Here is an 18127-nt window from a genome sequence, read left to right as displayed (position 1 = left end):
GCAACTCGCCTCGTGTCCAGTTCTCAACACGGACAGAACCTCTCAAGCCGGAACAACGCCGGGGCCGTGGATCTCGACCTGGGCAATTTCACCGACCCGGCCCACAACGTCGCCCAACTCACCGCCGAAGGCCGGCAGGTGATCATCATTTCGGTGGTGAAGGACCGCAAGTGGGTCGTCTCCGCCACCGAGGCCGGCGCGCTCGCGTACCTGTCCAAGGAGCGCAACCTCGACGAACTCGCCGACGCCATCCGGGCGGTGCACCGTGGCGAGACCCCCACCTCGCCCGTGCATGCGTTCCTGCTCAGCGACGACGACCGCGGCGGTCCCGCGTTGACCCCACGGGAACGCCAGGTCCTGCTGGGCGTGGCGGAGGGCATGACGCACGCCGCGATCGCCCGCCAACTCGGCATCGAGAAGAGCACGGTGAAGACCCATCTGGAACGGATCCGGCAGAAGTACCGCGACAAGGGACGCCCGATCGTCAACCCGGGCGACTACGTCCGACGGGTGGTGGAGGACCCGATCCGCGGTGACCTGCCCCCCGCCGAGCCGGGCCGAAGCGGCGGGTGACCGATGGCCCTGCTCGTCGCCGGTGACCGGGTCACCGAATGGTTGGTCGTGGACCGGCTGCTGGGTGCCGGCGCCTTCGCCGAGGTGCACCGGGTACGTCACGAGTACCTCGGCTGGCAGGCGATGAAGGTCTTCAAGCGGATCGCCTCCCTGGAGGAGACCAGTCAACTGCTGGGCGAGGCGCGGCTGCTGTCGACACTCGGCCACCCGAACATCGTCCGGGTGTTCGACGCCGGCACGGTGCCGACTCCCTCCGGCGTACGTGGCTTCTTCACCATGGAGTACGTCGCCGGAGGCAGTCTCGAATATCTGTTCCAGGCGTATCAGCCGGCGTTGCCGACGCAGCTCGCGGTCCAGGTGGTGGAGCAGATCGCCGCCGGGCTGACCGTGGCACACGAGCAGGACCCGCCGATCCTGCACCGGGACCTGACCCTGGCCAACATTCTCGTCGGCTACGACGGGGACAGGCTACGGATTCGGATCAGTGACTTCGGTCTGGCCCGGCACGCCGACCCGTTCACCATGCTGGCCAGCGCCCAGGGCACGTTCACGTTCATGGCTCCGGAGCTGCTGCGCCGCGACGGCTACTCACGCGCCGCTGACGTGTGGTCCGTCGGCACAATCGCCTACCTGCTGTTCACCAACCGGCTGCCCTACGACGACGACCGGGGCGCGCTTTCGGCGTACTCGCCGAGCCGGTTCACGCGGCCGCCGCTGGCGCCGAGCCGGTACAACCCGGAGCTGGATTCCGACCTCGACCGCCTCGTACTGGCCATGTTGGAGGTGGATCAGGCGAACCGGCCGGCGTCCGCGACCGTGGTCGCCGAGCAGCTGAGCGCCTGGCGGCGCGGCCGGGACGACGCCGGGCCCTCCGACGGTACGGCGGACCTGACGCCAGCCGCGCGGGCCCGGCACCTCGCCTCGGCGGCCCTGCACCTGTCCCGGCAGGCCGGTCAGCTCGACCGGGCGGCCGAACTCATGTCGGAGGCGGTCGGGTTGGCCCCTGAGCTGCGAGACCACTACCTACCAATGCTGACGCTGTGGCGACGAGGGGTGACAATGTGAAACTGCTGGTCCGGCTCCGTGAAGACCTCCGCCAGCGACGGCATCACCGGGCGTTCCGGATCCGACCGCCGGTCTGGAGTGAGCAGCAGTGCGCACACCTGGCGCAGCTGCTCGCCGACGTCCGGGCCGCCACACAGCCGGCGAACCCACCGCCGGCCGAGCCGTCGGGGGCCGAGCAGTCGGCGATCGACGAGGCCGCGCTGGCGACCGCGGCCACCAATCTGTGGCGGGCGCAGCGCAAACTCGCCCAGGCCGGCGACGGTCCGTCCGCCCGGGACCGGCAGGCCGCCCGCTACCTGCGCACCTGCGCCGAGGCGCTGGCCGACGCCGGTCTGGTCGTGCAGGACCACGACGGAGACCCGTTCAACCCGGGTCGGGCCCTCGAGGTCCTCGTCTACCAGGAAAGCCCCGACCTGACCGCCGAAACCGTCATCGAGACGGTACGGCCGTCGATCTACCTGCATCGTCGCCTGGTCCAGATGGGACAGGTGATCGTCGGCACGCCCAGCCAGCAGATCGCGGAACCGCCCGCCTCCCCGGGACCGGAGCCGCTCGACACGAGGAGCAGCCATGCGTGACACCATCGACTTCGGCATCGACCTGGGCACCACCAACAGCGCGATCGCGGTGGTCGAACAGGACGGCAGCGTCGCCGTCATCAAGAACAACGACGGCTGGGACATCACCCCTTCGGCGGTGTGGATCCCCAAGCCCGGCGTGGTCCACGTCGGCCGTAAGGCGCGAGACCGGGTGGAGAATGACCCTGACAACGCCGCCGCCGAGTTCAAGCTCGAAATGGGGCTGGCCGACGCCGGCAAGGACTTCGTCGACGGCAACGTACGGCTGACCCCACCGCAGCTCTCCGCCGAGGTGCTCAAATCGCTGCGGGCCGACGCCGCGCATCACACTGGTCTGCCACCGGACGCGGCGGTGATCACCGTGCCGGCGGCCTTCTCCCTCAACCAGAACAAGGCGACGCTGGAAGCGGCCACCCTGGCCGGGTTCAGCCCGGGCTGCCCGCTGGTGCAGGAGCCGACCGCCGCCGCGTTCGCGTACGGCTTCCACGACACCGACGACCGGGCCTACTGGATGGTGTTCGACTTCGGCGGTGGCACCTTCGACGCGGCGGTGGTGAGCAAACGCGACGGCGACCTGCGGGTCCTCGATCACGCCGGTGACCCGTACCTCGGTGGCAAACTCATCGACTGGGCGGTGGTCGAGCGGGTCCTGGCTCCGGCCGCCGCGGCAGCCCTCGACCTGCCGGAATTCCGGCGGGACAACCCCGCCTGGCGGGCGAACTTCGCGAAGCTCAAAGGCGCCGCCGAGGACGCGAAGATCCAGCTTTCCCGCCGGGCCACCGCGGACCTGATGGTCGAGCTCACCGTGGGCGGCGGAACCGAGACCTTCGAGTACACCCTGCGGCGCGACGAGCTCGACCGGGTCGCGGAGCCGTTCTACGCCCGGGCGATGAACCTGTGCCGTAAGGCGCTGACCGACGGCGGCCTCGACCCGGGCGACATCGACCGGTTGCTACTCGTCGGTGGCGTCACCCTGGCACCCGGCCTGCGTGAGCGCCTCGCCGACGACAGCACCGGGCTCGGCATCGCGCTCGACACGAGCCTTGACCCGACCACGGTGGTCGCCCGGGGGGCGGCGATCTTCGCAAGCACGGTACGTCACCCGCATCCGCAGTCCTTCCAACCGACCGCGGACACCTTCCGTCTCGAACTCGCCTACGAGCCGAGCGTCACCACCACGAACCCGGTCGTCGCCGGCCGGGTGCACGCCGCCGACCCCAAGAACTGGACCGGGTACGGCGTGATTGTCAGCAACCCGGCCGGCCAGCCGCCCTTTCGCTCCGGTCGGATCGCTCTGACCGCCGAGGGCGCCTTCCTCACCGAGGTCGACATCGACCAGCACACGACCTCACGGCTGACCGTGGAGTTGACCGACCCGTCCGGCATGCCGCGACCGGTGGTGCCCGACTCGCTGTCGATCACGCACCGCGACGTGGAGTTCGGCGGTGCCCGCCTCACCCACTCGCTCGGGATCCAGCTCGCTGAGCAGGTCGCCGCTGTGCTGCTGCGCAAGGGTGCGACGCTGCCCGCCCGGGCCCGTGAGGTGTTCCGCACCTCCGCCACGCTACTCAGATCCGACACCGAGGCGATGATCAACATCCCGGTCGTGCAGGGCGAACGCAGCCGTGCCGACCGCAACCGGCAAGTCGGCATGCTGAACATCCGGCCGCTGGATCTGCGGATCGACCTGCCCGCCGGCACCGAAGTCGAGGTGACGTTCGAGGTGGACACCTCCAACCTGGTGTCGGTGGTCGCGGATGTCCCGCTGATCCAGACCCAGTTCGACGCGGTGATCAACCTCGACGACGTACGGGCACCACAGCCGGCGGCGCTCGCGGCAGCGCTCGCCGACGCCGAGCAGCGGTTGACGGCCGTGGCCGAATCCACCGGGTCCTCGACAGATCCGGCGGTGCGCCAGCGGCTACGACGGCTCGACGAGGAGGGCACCGTCACCACCGCCCGGGAGCAGGTCCGTGCCGCCAGCGTCGACGCGGGCGCGGCGGCGACCGCCGAGGACCGGCTGCTCGAGCTGAACGCCCAGATCGACGACATCGAGGAAGCCACCGAACGGCCCGTTCTGGTCCGTGAATTACAGGACCGGATGGCGGAGAGCCGCGATCTCGTCGCGAGCGTCGGCAGCCGCGCCGACCAGCAGGAGCTGGCCAACCTCGACCGGCGCGCGACGGCGGCGATCGAGAGCCAGAACTCGACGCGGATCAGCGAAGTGGTCGGCCTGGTCACCGACTTCATCGTCAGTATCGAACGGCGCCAGCCCGGGTGGGCTGCGGCGGCGTTCTACTGGCTGCGCTCGGAGCAGGCCCGGATGCAGCCGGCCAGCCAGGCGGCGGCGCTGGTCCGGGAAGGTGAGCAGGCATTGGCGAACAACGACGAACGCGTCCTGGACTCGGTCAACAGCCGGCTGGCCCGGCTGCTGCCTCGTGACGTACAGACGCCGTCCACGATCTGGCTGACCAACCGGTGACCGCGCCGGCCGCACCTACCCAGCTGGCCCTGCAGGCGCCGGAGGCCACCCTGGCGATCAACCGGGCCAGCGCCGCCGCCCGCCGCGGTGACCTGGACGAGGCCGCCCGGCTGCTCACCGCGCTGGGCACACCGGAGTCGGCGGCCCTCGATCTGCTGGCCAGGATCCGCGCCCAGCAAGGCGACTGGTCGGCCGCGGACGAACTGTGGTCCCGCGTACAGCGGTTTGATCCGGATCATCCGGGAGCGGCCGACGGCCGCCGGGTCGTCGGCGCGATCCTCGCCGGCCGGCGACGCCGCAGACCCGTCGCGAGCCCGGGCCGCGTCGCGACGGCCGCCGGCATGCTGGTGGTCGCGTTCGCCGGCGGCCTGGTGGCTGTCAGCGGCAACGGTACGGCCGAAACCACCCAACCGACGGCGGTCGCCAGCCCGTCGACGGTCGATCCCGCACTGGTGCGGTCCAGGAACCGCGCCGACACGCTGCAGCGCCAACTGGCCGAGATCGAGGCCGCCGAGGCCGCCGCCGCCCGACGACTCGCCGACCAGGTGGCGGCGATCAGCCGGGCACTCACCATGCCGGGGCTGATCGTCACCCGGCGGTCCGGCACGGTCGAGGTCTACTTCAGCGAAGGCCTGTTCGTCCGTGACACCCAGCTGACCTCGGACGACGCCGAACCTCTCACCGCGGTCGGTCGCCGGCTCGGCGAGTTGGACTGTTCGATCACGGTCGTCGGCCACAGTGTGCCGGTGCCGGGTGGGCGCACCAGCGGTGGTTCGGCGACGGCGCTGGCCCGCGCCCGGTTCGCCGCGATGCGGCTCGCCAGCGCCAGCGGACTGCCGCTGACCGCGTTCACCCTGCGCACCGCCGACCAGCCGGACAACCCGTTCAAGGAGGACGCCCGCAACCGTACGGTCAGCTTGGTCCTGACCCCGGCGCAGGCCGGCGGGCCGCCGGTCGGATAGCTCGCAGAGCACTGCGGCCGGACCGGCGACCCTAGGACATTTACCAGGATCGACAGAGTCTGTCCCGACCCGTAACACCTTGCAACCAGGATCTGCGGTGACGAATCGACTACGGAAGGACGTGCTGGGCGATGACTGTCACGAGCCGACCGGTGACCGCACCAACGACCACAACAACGACTGCGCCGACGACCGGTGACCCCGACCAGGCCGGCCGGATCGACTGGCGCGGGTTCATCCGGCTGGCCAGGCTGCGGTTCCTGCTCTACAACCTGCTGCCGGTCGGGCTGGCGGTGGCGGTCTCGGTGCACCAGGGCTATCCGCTGCTCATCGGCTGGTACGTCCTGGCGCAGTTGTTCGCCTGGACGGTGCACCTGATGACGCACTACTGCAACGAGTACTTCGACCTGGCGGCGGACCGGGCCAACGTCTACTTCACCCCGTGGACCGGCGGCAGTCGGGCGCTGGTCGACGGGCTGGTGCCGCCGGTGGTGGCGCTGGGCACCGCGTTCCTCCTCGCCGGCGTGGCGCAACTGATGATCGTCGCGATGCCGGGCTGGCCGGCCCGGCTCGCCGCCACCGCCGCCGTCCTGCTCGCCTGGTTCTACACCGCACCACCCGGTGGCTTCAACTACCGCGGCCTGGGTGAGGTGACCGTCGCGGCGATCCTCAACGGACTGTGGCCGGTGGTCGCGGTGCTGCTGCAGACCGGAACCGTACCGGTCCTGCTGCTGGCGATCCTCGCCCCGACCGCGCTGCTGCAGACCGTACGGATGATGGTGATGAACCTCGGCGACCGCCGCTCCGACGAGCAGGTCGGCAAACGCACCATCCCGGTCATCATCGGCTACGACCGGGCGGTACGCGTCATCGTCACCGCCCAGCCGGTCGCGTACGCCGCGCTGACCGGCTTCGCCCTGCTCGGCTGGGTGCCCTGGCTGGTCTGGGCGCCGATGATGGCGACCGCGCCGATCTCCGCCTGGCTGGTGCTGCGGCTACGCCGGGGCGACATGCGCGACCTCGACCCGCGACGGATGACACCGGTGGTCTTCTGGGCCTCCAACCATGTCTCGCTGATCGTCGGCGCGGCGATGCTCGGCGTACTGCTCGATGCGGCCCGCACCGGCGCCGGCGGCGACGCGCTCGCCCTGCTCGGCGCGGTCCTCGCCAGCTACATGGGCCTGTTCGCCCACCGGCTGTGGCTGGCCGGACGTGCCCGGCCGGCCAGCGTGCCGGGCGACCCCCGCTGATCAGAGCGGCTGAGCAACCAACTGGTCCGGCTCCGCCGTCGGTGTCGGACCGGCGTCGTCGACCGCCGGACCGGCGGCGGTCCCGGCGGCCAGCAGTTCGTTGAGCACCTGAATGGCGCCGGTGATCCGCAGCAGGGTCTGCTGGATGTCGGCCCGTCTGGCCTCCACCTCGGCGAGCATCTGCTGTCCGGCCCGCAACTCGGCCTCCAGCTCGGCGACCCGCTGTTCCAGTTGCTCCCGCATACGTTCGTCCGTCCCGTCGAAGGTCGCTTGTCACTAATCGGAGATCTCGAACTGCCAGAACGTCTTCGTGTGCGATGCCACAGGCTGTCCCGGAATCCACGTCAGGGCGTACCGGTACTGGCTGTCGCCACGCTTCTGGCCACTGTCCCAGATGTAGCTGTCGTAGAAGGTGTTCCGTAGCTTGCAGACCAGCTCGTTGTCGGCCAACTTCTTCAGGATCTTCAGCTCACGCTCACCGATGACGACGTCACCGATCCGCACCGTCTTCGCGTTCACCTGCCCGGCATGGATTCCGCGATACTCGTCACTGCCCCCTTTGAAATGGAAACCGGCCGGGTCCACCTCAAGCTGGTACGCGTACCGGCTGCCGTGGTGGAACCGGATGGCGAGCGTCGTGGGCGACACGGTGGGCGGGGACGTGTCAGCCTGTTGCAGCTCCAGGAAGACGAGCTTTCGTCCCGGCTCGACCTCCTGCGCGTCCCGGCGCAGCAGCAGCTGACGATGCTCGGCCCGCACGGCCAACTGGTAACCACCGGTGGTGTCGGTACCGACACCGACCTGGCCGGCGGCGGTGATGCTGAGCCGGGCGGCCTGGTTGGTGACGAACGTCAGTGGGCTCGTCGTGCCGGTGCCCACGATCATCCCGGCCGGCGCGCCGAACATCCCGGTGTCGTGCGCCATCACCCGGCCGTCCACCTTCGCCGTGCGTACCGACAGCTTGGTGGTCGCCGTGCCGACCACGTCGACCACCCGCCCCCAGCCGTCGGCACCGGACAGATCGGTGGTGCCGATGCCGACGTGGCCGTTCGCGCCGACGAAGAGTCGGGTCGTGCCGTCCGGGTCCGAGTCGTGGGTGCGCACGTGCAGGCCGCGTCCGGCGGCCGACCGTCCGTCGTACTCGATGGAGAAGCCCTGGTTGGCCGCGCCGGCCCAGAACCGGATCCCGCCGCGACGCTGATCGTCGTCGGCGAACCGGAACGTCAGATGCCGGTCCTGCGGGTCGAAGTCGCCCATGTCCAAGCCACCGCTGCCGACGGCGTCGGTGCCGATCCCGATACCGCCGGACATCGACAGGCTGGACCGGTGGGCGGCGGTCGGGTCCACCGTGACGTCGCCGTTGTCGGTCACCGTGAGCCGGCCGAGCAGCACCGTCGGCCCGTCCAGTTCGGGCGGGGCCTCGGCGGGGGCGACCGCGGTCGCTCCGTTCGGGGCGACCGCCACGACCTTCGGCCGCTCCTCCCAGCGCCGGGCGCCCACCCCGCCGTCCCCGGTCTGTCCCACGTCCGTCGGGGACTGCTGGTAGGCCAGGTGCACCTCGACGTTCTGCTGGTTGGCGAATCCCGAACCCAGCGCAATATCGGTGCCGGCGGCCAGGACGAGGTGCCGGCCCAGGGCGTCGACCGCCATCCCGGCGGAGACGGTGACCGTGGACGGCTCGTCCGCCGCGGTCAGGGTCAGGCCGTCGCTGACGCCGGTGAGCCGCAGCAGCCGGCTCTGCCGGCGCTCGCGGTCCAGGTGGAACTTCTGCTCGTCGATGAAGTCCTGGTCTTCCAGGAACTGCCCGTCGAAGAAGCGGACACGCTTCGATACGACGTCAGGTTGGGTGTAGTCCGCCATCGGACCTCCTCCGGTTTCAGGTCGAGTCGCGCGTGCCGAGCAACGTGTTGCGGCCGAGGACGAGCCGCTCCGGCTTGCCGCCCTCGAGTTCCTTCAACTCCTCGGAGACCAGCCGCATCGTGGGCACCACGACCTTGAGCGCATAGAACGTGTGGGCCGGTTTCTCCCGGTCGATGATCGCCCGGGCCGTCTCCTGCACCCTGCGCAGCTCGTCGCGGTCGGCGGCGCCCAGAGTCAGCTGGACCTGGAAGTAGTGGGCGGGAGTGTCGTAATCGTCGAGGATCACCACGTCCTCCCGGGTCACCTGGTCGGCCAGCGGCCGCAGGTAGATCTCCAGCATCCGGCGCAGCCCGGCCAGGGTCCCCCGCTGCCGGTACAGCGGCACGACCTCCCGGATGAAGCCGCGTTTGGTGGCCGTGTCCCAGTCCGCACGCAGACTCAGCGCCACCCACCCGGCCAGCCACGGCAGGAAGTCCTCACCGGTCTGTACCGGGTCGATGTAGTCGGCCGACCGGTCAATGGTCTGTTCCAGACCCTCGACGTCGTCGCGGCCGGTCAGGATCGCCTCGAAGGCCAGCAGGAAACGGCCGGCGAACGGGTCCTCCCGGAACATCGCCGGCAGGTGGTCGAGGTACCGACTCATGGCGTGCCCTCCCCACCTGGCAGGTGGGTGCGGCCGTACGTGTCGTAGCCGACCAGGTCCAGCCGGGCCAGCCGGGGCAGCTGGTGCACATCCAACTCGATGCTGGCCGCCACACCGTCGGCGCTGGTGGCGGCACCATCTGCGTCGACCAGGGTGAGCCGCACGTTCTCGAGGTAGTCGAGCAGCGGTGACTGCTCGAGTACGGCGTACACCTCGGACGGGTGGATGCCCTGCCCGAAGGGCCAGCCGGTGCCGGCGACACCGCCGGTGAGCGGGTCGTAGAACCGGTGCAGCCGGGCCTGTGCGTCGGCGAGGGCGTCGGCCGGCGGAGCGTCCTCGCGCAGCGCCAGGTCGGCCGAGACGCCGATGTCGACGTACTGCGGGCCGACGACATGGTGGCGTACGGTCAGCAGCCGGCGCGGCTCGAGAAAGTCGTGCAGCTCGGTGATCAGCTCATCGGTGGGCACCGGATGGGTGTCGCTCGCCGCGCTCGGCTCAGGGACGACGACGACGCTGACGTGCGCCGGTGCGACCGCAGCCGGATCGGGGCCGGCAAGGTCACGACCCGCGACGCACCGGACCCGCCGGACCGGAGCCGGCCCGGCGGACTCGCGTTGCGCCGGCCAGCGGGTGCCGACCAGGTACTCGTAGTCGTCGGCGGTCGCGGCCCGGTAGCGCTCATGCAGGTCGGCCAGGCTCTGGCGGACGGCGGCGTCGAGCCCGCCGGTCGCCGGCGGCGTCCACTCAGGGCCGTTGAGCAGCTGCAGGAAGTTGCGGGTATGGCTCGGTGGGATCTGGTTGACCTGATACAGCTGCATCTCGGTCAGCCAGGCCAGCATCTCGACCAGGACGGTGCCGGGGTCGCTCGGGTTGTGGTCGGTCCACTCCGGCAGCAGGACCGGGATCAGCGACCGCGCCTCGCCGACGAGATCGTCGTAGTCGCGGTCGTCGAGATTCGGCAACGGAATCGGCACAGCGGTCCTCACGCTGGAAGGGTCACGGTGATCTGGTGCCGCCCGGAGTAGACCAGCGCCCGCGCCAGCCACCGGGTCAGGTCCGCGGCCACCGGCTCGGCCGCGCCCTGCGCGAGCGAACGGTCGAGGACCGCCGCCAGCCGCTCACCGAGCGCCTCGGACTCGGCCACCTGCGCCACCGCGAGCTCGCGGACGTGGTCGACCCCGTCGACGGCGGTGACCGCCGCGTACAGGTCCGAGCGGTGTGGCTTGCGGCCGAACGCCCAGCCGGTGCCGTCCGGTCCGCCGGTCAGTGGGTGCAGGAAGCGGTCCAGGGTCTGCTCGACCCGCGCCCGGACCAGCCCGGCGGACTCGGGCGTGGTGGCCACCACCGTGGCGGTGACGGTCACCTCGATCCACTCCGGTCCGGCGACCCAGAGGCCGACGGTCGGCGCGCAGCGCGCCCGCAGGTGCTGGTCCACCTGACGCAGCAGTCCCAGGCTTGGCGCCGGTCGGACGGCGGCGGAGACCGGGACCACGATGACCCCGACCCCACCAGCGTCAGCCTGCTGATGACCCTCACCCGGCTGCTCGCCGGGATCGAGCCACAGGTCGAACGGATCGAACCCGCTGGGCGACACCGCCTGGGCCCGGGCCACCTCCGTCGAGGATTCGAACGCGAGGTCCATGAAGTCGTCGATCGTAACCGCCCGGTCGCGGTGGCGCAGCGCCTTCGGTCCCCGGGCCCGCACCCGGTCCAGCGGCTCCCAGCCGGCACCACCGGACGCCGGCTCGTGGTTGGTCACCGAGTCCAGGTAGGGAATTGCCGATTTCAGGGTGACGACGGTGCCCGCCGGACGGTTCCCCTGCTCGCCACCGCCGGTGCGGTAGGTGATCCGCACGTTGTTCTGCCCGAGCGGCACCACCCGCCCCGCCTGGCCGTCGCCGAAACCGATCTCGCCGGTGGCGGCGTCGATGCTGTAGTGCCGGTCGCCCGGCCCGGAGCGGTGGAAGTCCGTCACCTCGTGCCAGCGTACCCAGATTTGCTCGGCGTCGTCGCTGACCGTGACCGCGCCTGGTCCGTCGGCCTCGACGAGTGCGGCCTCCTCTGCCGGCGACGGCCGCTGCGGTTCGCGCACGACGAGCCGCTGGCCGGCCAGCACCGGCGTCTGCGCGGAGGTCAGTCGTTGGCCGGCCTCGGCGACGCCCGATCCGAGGATCTCCTCGGCAATGGTGGTCGTCTGCGTCGCCCAGGTCGTGTTGGGAGAGACCCGGCGCAGCCGGGGCGGGATCGCGAAGCTGCCGCGCCGGTGCCGCAGGCGCAGCCAGCACCGGTGCTGACCGAAACGTTCCCCGGCGGCCAGGTCCGGCGGACCGACGAAGCGGACCACGCCACGGTCGCCCAGCGTCCCGGTCTCGTCGATCGCAGCCAATGGCCGCCAGCCGTCGACGCCGCTGTACTCCCACACCAGGTCGGCCCGGTCGGTCAGGTCGGCCCCGGCGAGCCGGTCGGCGGCCACCTCCTCCGGCGCCGGTGGCTCGACCTGGAGGTAGAGCGTGACCGGGCGGTTGCCGAACGGCTGGTCGAAGCCGAGGTAGAGGGCGGGCTCGCGGCTCGGATTGGGGACGAACGGGATGACGTCCCACGGCTCGTCGCCGTCGCGGTGGTGGGTGACGAGGCGGAAGTCGTTCTCGGTCACGCAGGCCTGGGCCGGGACAGCGGCGGCGAGACCGGCGCGGGACCGCCACGACAACGTGGTGACGACCGGCGGCGCGAAGGTGGCGTCGACCAGTTCGTAGCCGCCGTCGTCGTTGCGCGTGTAATGGGCCGCGACCCCGTAGTCGCCACCGATCAGCCGGACCCGCACCCAGTACTCCTCCACCCCGTTGACTTCGGTGGGGGCGAAACCGACCGGCGGGGTGAGCGTCACGGTGGCGCTGTCGGTGAAGGCGTACTCCGGGTCGTCGACGGTCACCGTACGCCAGGCCGCGCCGTCCCAGGCCTCCCAGACGAGCCGGGGGTGGCCGTCGGTGCGTACCGGCGGCACCGCAGGGCCGGCCGGGTCGTCCGGGCCCGCCGGGTCGGCCGGCCCGTTGGTCAGCGTCACCTCGACGACGAGCTCCGCGCCCGGCCAGACCAGGTTCGCCGGGCAGGCCAGGTAGCAGGTGTCGTTGAACCGGGGCTGCTCGCCGAAGGGACGGAAGTCCTTGGTCACGTCGATCGGGCTGGTGTTGCTGACGGCGTGCGGCAGCGCCACCGGGTCCGGTGCCGTCTGCATCCGCACGTCGATGGCGGTGATGGTCGGTAGCTCCCAGTCGGAGCTGATGGTCACCGCCGCCAGTTGGGGCAGGGTGGCGTACGTCGCCCCGTCGTCGACGACCTCGGCGCGCAACCAGTGGCCGGACCGCCCCTGGAACAGCTCGGCCGGCCACTCGGCCGGCACCCGGAAGCTGACCTCGCCGTCACCGGTGAACGCCAGCGTGCCGTCCACCAGTTCCCCGTCGATGTCGCCGTCGGACTCCACCGCCGTCGTGCCGGACTCGCCCAGCCGCTGCCAGTCGTCGCCGACCTTGTACGACCACACCAGCCGGACCGGGGACGCCGGATCGGCGGCCACGCCGGGACGGGCCAGGGTGATCGCCAGCCGGGCCACCGTGCCGGGGACCGCCGCGCCGACGCTGAAATAGCACCACCGGCCCTGGCTGGTCTCGCCGAACGGGAAGACCCCCGCGACGTCGGCCTGCGGGGTCCGGCGGCCGGACGCGACGGCATCGAGCGCCAGCCCGGCGACCGGCTGCGGCATCGGCATGTCGAGCTGGGCGCGCAGCCAACCGGCGGTGGTGCCGTTCACGTCGTACGGGGGCAACGGCGGCAGGTCGGCCAGCGTGACCGTCCAGGTGCCGTCCCACAGCGTCGTCGCGGCCTCGACCGGCTGCCACCGGGCGCCGTCCCAGTAGGACCAGGAGATCGGCCACTCGGCGAGCAGGGTGGCCTGCGAGGCGGCCAGGGCCAGGGTGACCGTCTTGGTGCCCTCGGTGGCGAGTACCGGGTCGCAGGCCAGGTAGAACCGGTGCGGCACCGGCTGGTCACCGGTGAAGGCGGCGAACGACTCGTCGCGCTGGCCGGTGCCCGCGGCGCTGCGGTCGGCGTAGGTGTCCTGCGGCGCGTCGTCCACGAGCACGGCCCGCAGCTGGGCCGGCGTGACCACCAGATCGGTCGCGGTCTCGTAGACGACCTCGTCGTCCTCGCCGTCGCGCGGGGTGGCCGCGACCTGGGTGCCGGCCGGGACCACCGCCTCGGTCTGGCTGCCCGAGGCCAGGGCGAAGGTGAGCGGTAGGCGGGCCGGTCGCGGCGGCACCGGTCGAGTCCCGATCAGGTTGAGGAACGCGAGATAGTCGCGTTCGGGCACCTGGTTCAGCCGCTGCACCACCAGTTCGGCGTAGCGGGCGAAGATGCCGATCAGCGCCTGGCCGGCGTCCGGTCGCCCGTCGGCGGGCGGCTGCCAGTCGCTGTACCGGGTAGCCAGCGCGGCGGTCTCGGCGGCCAGCGCCTTCCGGTCACGGGGATCGATGGGTGGGGGCTGTCCGGTCATGCGAGGTAGAAGGGGTAGACGAGGTTGAACCGGCTGTTGGTCGAGCGCACCTGGTAGTTGATCTCGATGAGCAGTCGGCGCCGGTCGGCGGGGTCGGGTGCGGCGTAGACGTCCAGCACGTCGATCCGGGGTTCCCAGCGGGCCAGTGCCTCGCGCACCGACCGGCTGACCCGACCGGCGGTGCCGATGTCGTTGACGTCGAACACGATGTCGTGGATGCCGCAGCCGAAGTCCGGCCGCATCACCCGTTCACCGGGCGCGGTGCCGAGGATGAGTCCGATCGACTGGCGGATCAGCGCCGCGCCGTCGTCGCTGAGCCGGATGCCCTGCGCCGGCTCGTAGCTGAGCGGGAACGCCCAGCCGGTGCCGAGAAATCCCTGTTTCACCGTGCCGGTCACCCGATCGTCACCGTGCCCATGGCCACCACCGTGCCGCTCGGCAGGTCCTGCGGATCGTTGCAGGTCGACGCGAGGTCGCCGGACCTGATCGCCGGCTTTCCGTTGATCTTCACGGTCGCGCTGCCGCCTTCGAGGGTGGCGGTGTTCGACGGCTGCTTCTGAAACGACGTGCCGGGTGCGGTGGGAACGTGCGCCGGGGTGTTCTCGGCGGTGGAGCCGGCCACCGCCGCCGACTTCCCCATGATCTTGACATCGGCGCTCAGCCCGCCGTTGATGATCCCGGTGAAGGGATGCGGCAACGGTGTCGGTGTCGGCGCGGGTGCCCCGGGCACCATGACGATGTGGATGTCGGTCGCGTTGACCCGGTCACCCTGCTTCGCCGCGAACTGCCCCATGAGAACTCACCCCCCATTCAGTTGATGTTGACTTGACTGCCCTTGATGTCCAGCTGCCCACCGGACTTCACCGCGATCGCGGACTTCGCCTCGACCTTGACGTCGGCAGTGGAGGTGATCTCGACGCCGGCGCCGGCCAGCCGCAGCCGACCGCCGGCGGAGATCACCACGTCCGCGTCTGCGGTGACGGTGATCTGGTTGTCCTTCGTACTGATCACGATGCTGTTCTTGCCGCTGCCGTCGACGATCTCGATCCGCTCGTCCTGTTTGGTGTCGACCAGGCGGATCACGTGCTTGCTGCGGGAGACCATCACCCGTACGTCGTTGTTGCCGTCGCCGTTGGTGACCGGCGGGGCGTCCTTGCCGTTCCACAGCGCGCCGACGACGTAGGGGACCTCCGGGTTGCCGTGTTCGAAGGCGACCAGGACCTCGTCGCCGACCTCGGGCAGGAAGTAGCAGCCCCGGCCGGGGCCGGCCATCGGCGAGGCCACCCGAGCCCAGTCGGTCTCGACATCATCGGCCAGCCAGGGCAGTGCCACCTTGACCCGGGCCAGACCGTCCGGGTCGCTGTTGTTGGTGACGATGCCGATCACCACCCCGTGGTACCGCCCGTCCGGGTAGGCCGGCTCGCCACCCGCCAACTGGTGGTAGACGTCCGTCACGCCGCGTTCCTCCGTACTTCGAGGCGGGACCGGTAGCCGTGTGCCGCGGTCACCGAGTGGTCGACGGAGACGACGTAGTACTCGCCGCTGAAGGTCTCACCCGCTCCCTCTATCCGCACCACCTCGCCGGCGTGCAGGCGAGGTTGCCCACCGCACTCGGCCCCGCCGGTGATGTAGCTCAACGCCAGGTCCTCGAACTGTCCCAGGGCGATCTGGTCGGCGCGGTCCTGGTTCGGCACCGGCAGGTCCACCCTGGTCGATCTGGTCCGGCCGAAGACCCGGCCGACCTCGCGGGGCCCGGTGACGGCGCCCATTCCCGTGGACACGGAACCAGAGCCGAACGTGGCGACGACGGCCTTCTTGCCGGCCACGTCCCAGCCCCGTACGGAATGCTCGGCAGCCTGGCCCATGGTCCGCAGCCGGGGGGTGAACTGGGAAATGTCGTCACCGACGCGCAGCTTCGCCGCCGGCACCCGGCCGAGCTGCGGCGGCCGGAAGGACAACACCTTGTCCCGTACGTGAATCTCGTACCCCATCAGCCCCGCCCGCCGCTGCAGGAACTCCAGATCGGTCTGGTTGTTCTGCAGTACGTAGTCGAGGTCGGTGCCGGTGTCGGGTACGTCGGCACGCAGACCGGCTTCCTTGGCCAACTGCCGGGCGATGGTGCTGTCCCTGGTACGGGTGAAGGTCCTGGTCCGCTGCCGGCGGGCCAGCCGGTGTCGCAGGTCGTAACCCCGGATCGTCAGCATCGGCGGACGGCCTTCCACGAACGACGGCTCCAGGCTGGTGATCTCCCCGGTGATCGCCAGGTGCAGGTTCTTCACGTACCCGAGGGAGATCCGCATCTCGGTGCCGACCGCGAACAGCATGGAGTCCGACCAGGTGACCCTGAGCCGCTCCGCGTCCCAGTTCTTCAACGTCACGGTGAACATGCTCAGCGCGTTCAGGTCCTCCAGCACGGTCACCGACTCGACGTCGGAGTGTGCGTCCGGCGGCAGTCGCCGGCCACCACACCGGATCTCGAAGTCCGGCCCCGAATCAGCGGTTTCCATCGCCTGGTCCTCCGCTCAACTCAGCCGCGGGATGGTCAGCACCGTGCCGGGACGCAGGTCACGAGGGTTGACGATGCCATTGGCCGAGGCGATGTGCCGCCACAGGCGCGGATCCCGATACTCGGCGGCGGCGATGCTGTGCAACGTGTCGTTGCGCCGCACCACCCACGTCTTGTGCACGTCGGAGGAGTGCAGCTCGCGCTCCTTGAGCTGCGCGTCGGTGAGCGACTCCACGAAGCTGCACGAAACGGTCGCCCGCACCGGCGTGCCGTCGGGCATGAACATGGTGAACCGTTCGCTGATCTGGGTGAGCACGCCGGTGAAGATGTCGGCGAAGGCCCCCCAGGACAGGGTGCACAGCGGTGGCCGGTGCAGTTCCTTGTCGAACTCGGCCAGTCGAGACACCCGGCTGGTCAGCGCGGTGACGTCGGTCGCGTCGCCGGTCTGGAACGGATTGGGGGGTGTCACGAGTGAGGTGGCCCGGGCCCACATGGACGCCTCCGCCCTCGACTCGTAGGTGTCGAAGAACAGCTCGAGCGACAACGTCGCGGGCTGCATGGCCGCGAACTCCTGCTGCAACCCGCTCCACGTCCAGGCGCTGCCCTTGCCCGCGCTTTCGTGCGCGTGCCAGTTGACCGACCGCGACCGGGTGATCTCGTGCGGGTTGAACAGCGCCTCGATCGGGCCGTTGCGATCGAAATCCGTGCCGTCGTGGGCGATGGTCAGTTTCTGCAACCCGCCGCCACCGGGGCCGAACCCGAGCGCGGCGCTGGCCAGGCCTGCCTTGTTGAGACTCACCGCCGCACCCCCCGACGCTCGGCCTCGACCGCCAGCCGGCGCATGATCCGGCCGTGCACCTGCTCGGTGACCTGCCCGACGTCGACCTGCGCGGCCGGTTGAACAGGCGGCTGCGGCACACCACGATCGGCACGGGACGCTGCGGCCCCGAAGCTGCCGGGCCGGGGTCCGGCGCCGTCGCGCGAGCCGAATCCACGGCCGCCATGGTGCGGCAGTCCGGTCGCCGTCGGTACGCCGAGAGCGCCGGGTGCCGACCGGATCTGCGGGCCGGCCGCCGACGGCGCGGCCAGCGGAAGCTGCGGTGCCGGTCGGGCCGCCGGAGGCCGCGCCGTGACCACCTGGGACGGCGTCGCAGCGGGCGAGCGCTGCCCGACAGTGGACGGCACACCGGCGGCGGGCCGGTTGGCGGGATCTGCCGTGGGTGGGAGACGGAAGGTCAGGTGGGGTCCACTGGCCATCCGGCCCGGGTCGCCGGTCAGCCCGGTCCAGTCGGCGGAGCCGGCTGCCGTCGGACCCGCGGCAGTGGGAGTCCACGACCCGGCGGCGGCACCTGGAGCACCCGTCGGCACCGCCGGCCTGGTGGACGACGGCCTGGTGGGCGACGGCCTGGTGGGCGACGGGCCAGCGGACGACGGCGCTTCGGCCGGGCGGGCCGGCAGTGGCGCGGAACCCTGATCGGTGGGTGCGGCCACCTTGCGTTGAATGGTCAGCGGTCGGTCGGCGCCCGGCCGGGGCGTCACCGGTGGCACGGCCGGGCCGGCGATCCCGGGACCGGTGGCGGTCCACACCGGGCTCAGCTCGGCGGCCGGGCGGGCCGGACGCGACGACACCACCGGGCCGGACGAGGCGGCCGGCGATCCGCC

Annotated in this window: 16 protein-coding genes and 1 pseudogene; 6 read left to right on the top strand and 11 right to left on the bottom strand. The window is 71.0% G+C overall.

All coding sequences use genetic code 11. The features are described 5' to 3' along the window. The 6 genes from ACFHVL_RS29115 to ACFHVL_RS29090 all read left to right on the top strand — a co-directional run. Positions 1 to 573: LuxR C-terminal-related transcriptional regulator (locus ACFHVL_RS29115; protein WP_416631718.1), on the top strand; the 573-nt coding region annotated here is incomplete at its 5' end. Between the two features lie 3 nt (positions 574 to 576). Beyond that, positions 577 to 1638: a serine/threonine-protein kinase gene (locus tag ACFHVL_RS29110; protein ID WP_416631717.1), complete on the top strand. Its 1062-nt coding sequence runs from the start codon at positions 577 to 579 to the stop codon at positions 1636 to 1638. Beyond that, on the top strand, positions 1635 to 2216 hold the full coding sequence (locus tag ACFHVL_RS29105) for a hypothetical protein (RefSeq protein ID WP_416631715.1): 582 nt from the start codon (positions 1635 to 1637) through the stop codon (positions 2214 to 2216). The genes ACFHVL_RS29110 and ACFHVL_RS29105 overlap by 4 nt, the downstream gene beginning before the upstream one ends. After that, positions 2209 to 4698, top strand: coding sequence for an Hsp70 family protein (locus ACFHVL_RS29100; protein ID WP_416631713.1), 2490 nt, complete (start codon positions 2209 to 2211; stop codon positions 4696 to 4698). The genes ACFHVL_RS29105 and ACFHVL_RS29100 overlap by 8 nt, the downstream gene beginning before the upstream one ends. Further along, on the top strand, positions 4695 to 5660 hold the full coding sequence (locus tag ACFHVL_RS29095) for a tetratricopeptide repeat protein (protein ID WP_416631712.1): 966 nt from the start codon (positions 4695 to 4697) through the stop codon (positions 5658 to 5660). Before ACFHVL_RS29100 ends, ACFHVL_RS29095 begins: the two co-directional genes overlap by 4 nt. A gap of 131 nt (positions 5661 to 5791) precedes the next feature. Further along, positions 5792 to 6910, top strand: a complete 1119-nt coding sequence (locus ACFHVL_RS29090) for a prenyltransferase (protein WP_416631711.1) — start codon at positions 5792 to 5794, stop codon at positions 6908 to 6910. Here the strand turns inward: ACFHVL_RS29090 and ACFHVL_RS29085 are convergent, their stop codons facing one another. The 11 genes and pseudogenes from ACFHVL_RS29085 to ACFHVL_RS29035 form a co-directional block, all read right to left on the bottom strand. Continuing rightward, on the bottom strand, positions 6911 to 7153 hold the full coding sequence (locus tag ACFHVL_RS29085) for a hypothetical protein (RefSeq protein ID WP_416631710.1): 243 nt from the start codon (positions 7151 to 7153) through the stop codon (positions 6911 to 6913). Positions 7154 to 7186: 33 nt separating this feature from the next. Continuing rightward, on the bottom strand, positions 7187 to 8770 hold the full coding sequence (locus tag ACFHVL_RS29080; protein WP_416631709.1) for a hypothetical protein: 1584 nt from the start codon (positions 8768 to 8770) through the stop codon (positions 7187 to 7189). A gap of 16 nt (positions 8771 to 8786) precedes the next feature. Beyond that, complete coding sequence (locus ACFHVL_RS29075; RefSeq protein WP_416631708.1) at positions 8787 to 9413, bottom strand: phage tail protein; 627 nt, start codon at positions 9411 to 9413, stop codon at positions 8787 to 8789. After that, on the bottom strand, positions 9410 to 10399 hold the full coding sequence (locus tag ACFHVL_RS29070) for a hypothetical protein (RefSeq protein ID WP_416631706.1): 990 nt from the start codon (positions 10397 to 10399) through the stop codon (positions 9410 to 9412). The genes ACFHVL_RS29075 and ACFHVL_RS29070 overlap by 4 nt, the downstream gene beginning before the upstream one ends. Then, positions 10396 to 13959 (bottom strand): putative baseplate assembly protein, encoded by a 3564-nt coding sequence (locus ACFHVL_RS29065; protein WP_416631704.1) that lies wholly within the window; start codon positions 13957 to 13959, stop codon positions 10396 to 10398. Before ACFHVL_RS29065 ends, ACFHVL_RS29070 begins: the two co-directional genes overlap by 4 nt. Continuing rightward, positions 13956 to 14357, bottom strand: coding sequence for a GPW/gp25 family protein (locus ACFHVL_RS29060; RefSeq protein ID WP_416631702.1), 402 nt, complete (start codon positions 14355 to 14357; stop codon positions 13956 to 13958). Before ACFHVL_RS29060 ends, ACFHVL_RS29065 begins: the two co-directional genes overlap by 4 nt. Further along, entirely contained in the window at positions 14354 to 14752 is a 399-nt protein-coding gene (locus tag ACFHVL_RS29055) for a PAAR domain-containing protein (protein WP_416631701.1), read from the bottom strand. The genes ACFHVL_RS29060 and ACFHVL_RS29055 overlap by 4 nt, the downstream gene beginning before the upstream one ends. 17 nt (positions 14753 to 14769) lie before the next feature. Next, positions 14770 to 15414 (bottom strand): phage baseplate assembly protein V, encoded by a 645-nt coding sequence (locus ACFHVL_RS29050; RefSeq protein ID WP_416631699.1) that lies wholly within the window; start codon positions 15412 to 15414, stop codon positions 14770 to 14772. Further along, positions 15411 to 16466, bottom strand: a complete 1056-nt coding sequence (locus ACFHVL_RS29045) for a phage late control D family protein (RefSeq protein ID WP_416631698.1) — start codon at positions 16464 to 16466, stop codon at positions 15411 to 15413. The genes ACFHVL_RS29050 and ACFHVL_RS29045 overlap by 4 nt, the downstream gene beginning before the upstream one ends. Before the next feature lie 15 nt (positions 16467 to 16481). After that, positions 16482 to 17264, bottom strand: coding sequence for a LysM peptidoglycan-binding domain-containing protein (locus ACFHVL_RS29040; protein ID WP_416631697.1), 783 nt, complete (start codon positions 17262 to 17264; stop codon positions 16482 to 16484). Next, a pseudogene (locus ACFHVL_RS29035) lies at positions 17261 to 18127 on the bottom strand (hypothetical protein); the annotation flags it as partial. The gene ACFHVL_RS29040 and the pseudogene ACFHVL_RS29035, both read right to left, overlap by 4 nt.

The sequence above is a fragment of the Micromonospora sp. LOL_023 genome (assembly GCF_048060115.1).
Classification (GTDB): Bacteria; Actinomycetota; Actinomycetes; order Mycobacteriales; family Micromonosporaceae; genus Micromonospora_E.
Note: the sequence above shows the minus strand (reverse complement) of the source record. Positions and strands in the feature narration are given on the sequence as shown.

Excerpts from the sequence above, each read along its gene's own strand:
- ACFHVL_RS29110 (WP_416631717.1), top strand. The coding sequence starts at position 577 with ATGGCCCTGCTCGTCGCCGGTGACCGGGTCACCGAATGGTTGGTCGTG.
- ACFHVL_RS29100 (WP_416631713.1), top strand. The coding sequence starts at position 2,209 with ATGCGTGACACCATCGACTTCGGCATCGACCTGGGCACCACCAACAGC.
- ACFHVL_RS29090 (WP_416631711.1), top strand. The coding sequence starts at position 5,792 with ATGACTGTCACGAGCCGACCGGTGACCGCACCAACGACCACAACAACG.
- ACFHVL_RS29085 (WP_416631710.1), bottom strand. The coding sequence starts at position 7,153 with ATGCGGGAGCAACTGGAACAGCGGGTCGCCGAGCTGGAGGCCGAGTTG.
- ACFHVL_RS29080 (WP_416631709.1), bottom strand. The coding sequence starts at position 8,770 with ATGGCGGACTACACCCAACCTGACGTCGTATCGAAGCGTGTCCGCTTC.
- ACFHVL_RS29075 (WP_416631708.1), bottom strand. The coding sequence starts at position 9,413 with ATGAGTCGGTACCTCGACCACCTGCCGGCGATGTTCCGGGAGGACCCG.
- ACFHVL_RS29065 (WP_416631704.1), bottom strand. The coding sequence starts at position 13,959 with ATGACCGGACAGCCCCCACCCATCGATCCCCGTGACCGGAAGGCGCTG.
- ACFHVL_RS29055 (WP_416631701.1), bottom strand. The coding sequence starts at position 14,752 with ATGGGGCAGTTCGCGGCGAAGCAGGGTGACCGGGTCAACGCGACCGAC.
- ACFHVL_RS29045 (WP_416631698.1), bottom strand. The coding sequence starts at position 16,466 with ATGGAAACCGCTGATTCGGGGCCGGACTTCGAGATCCGGTGTGGTGGC.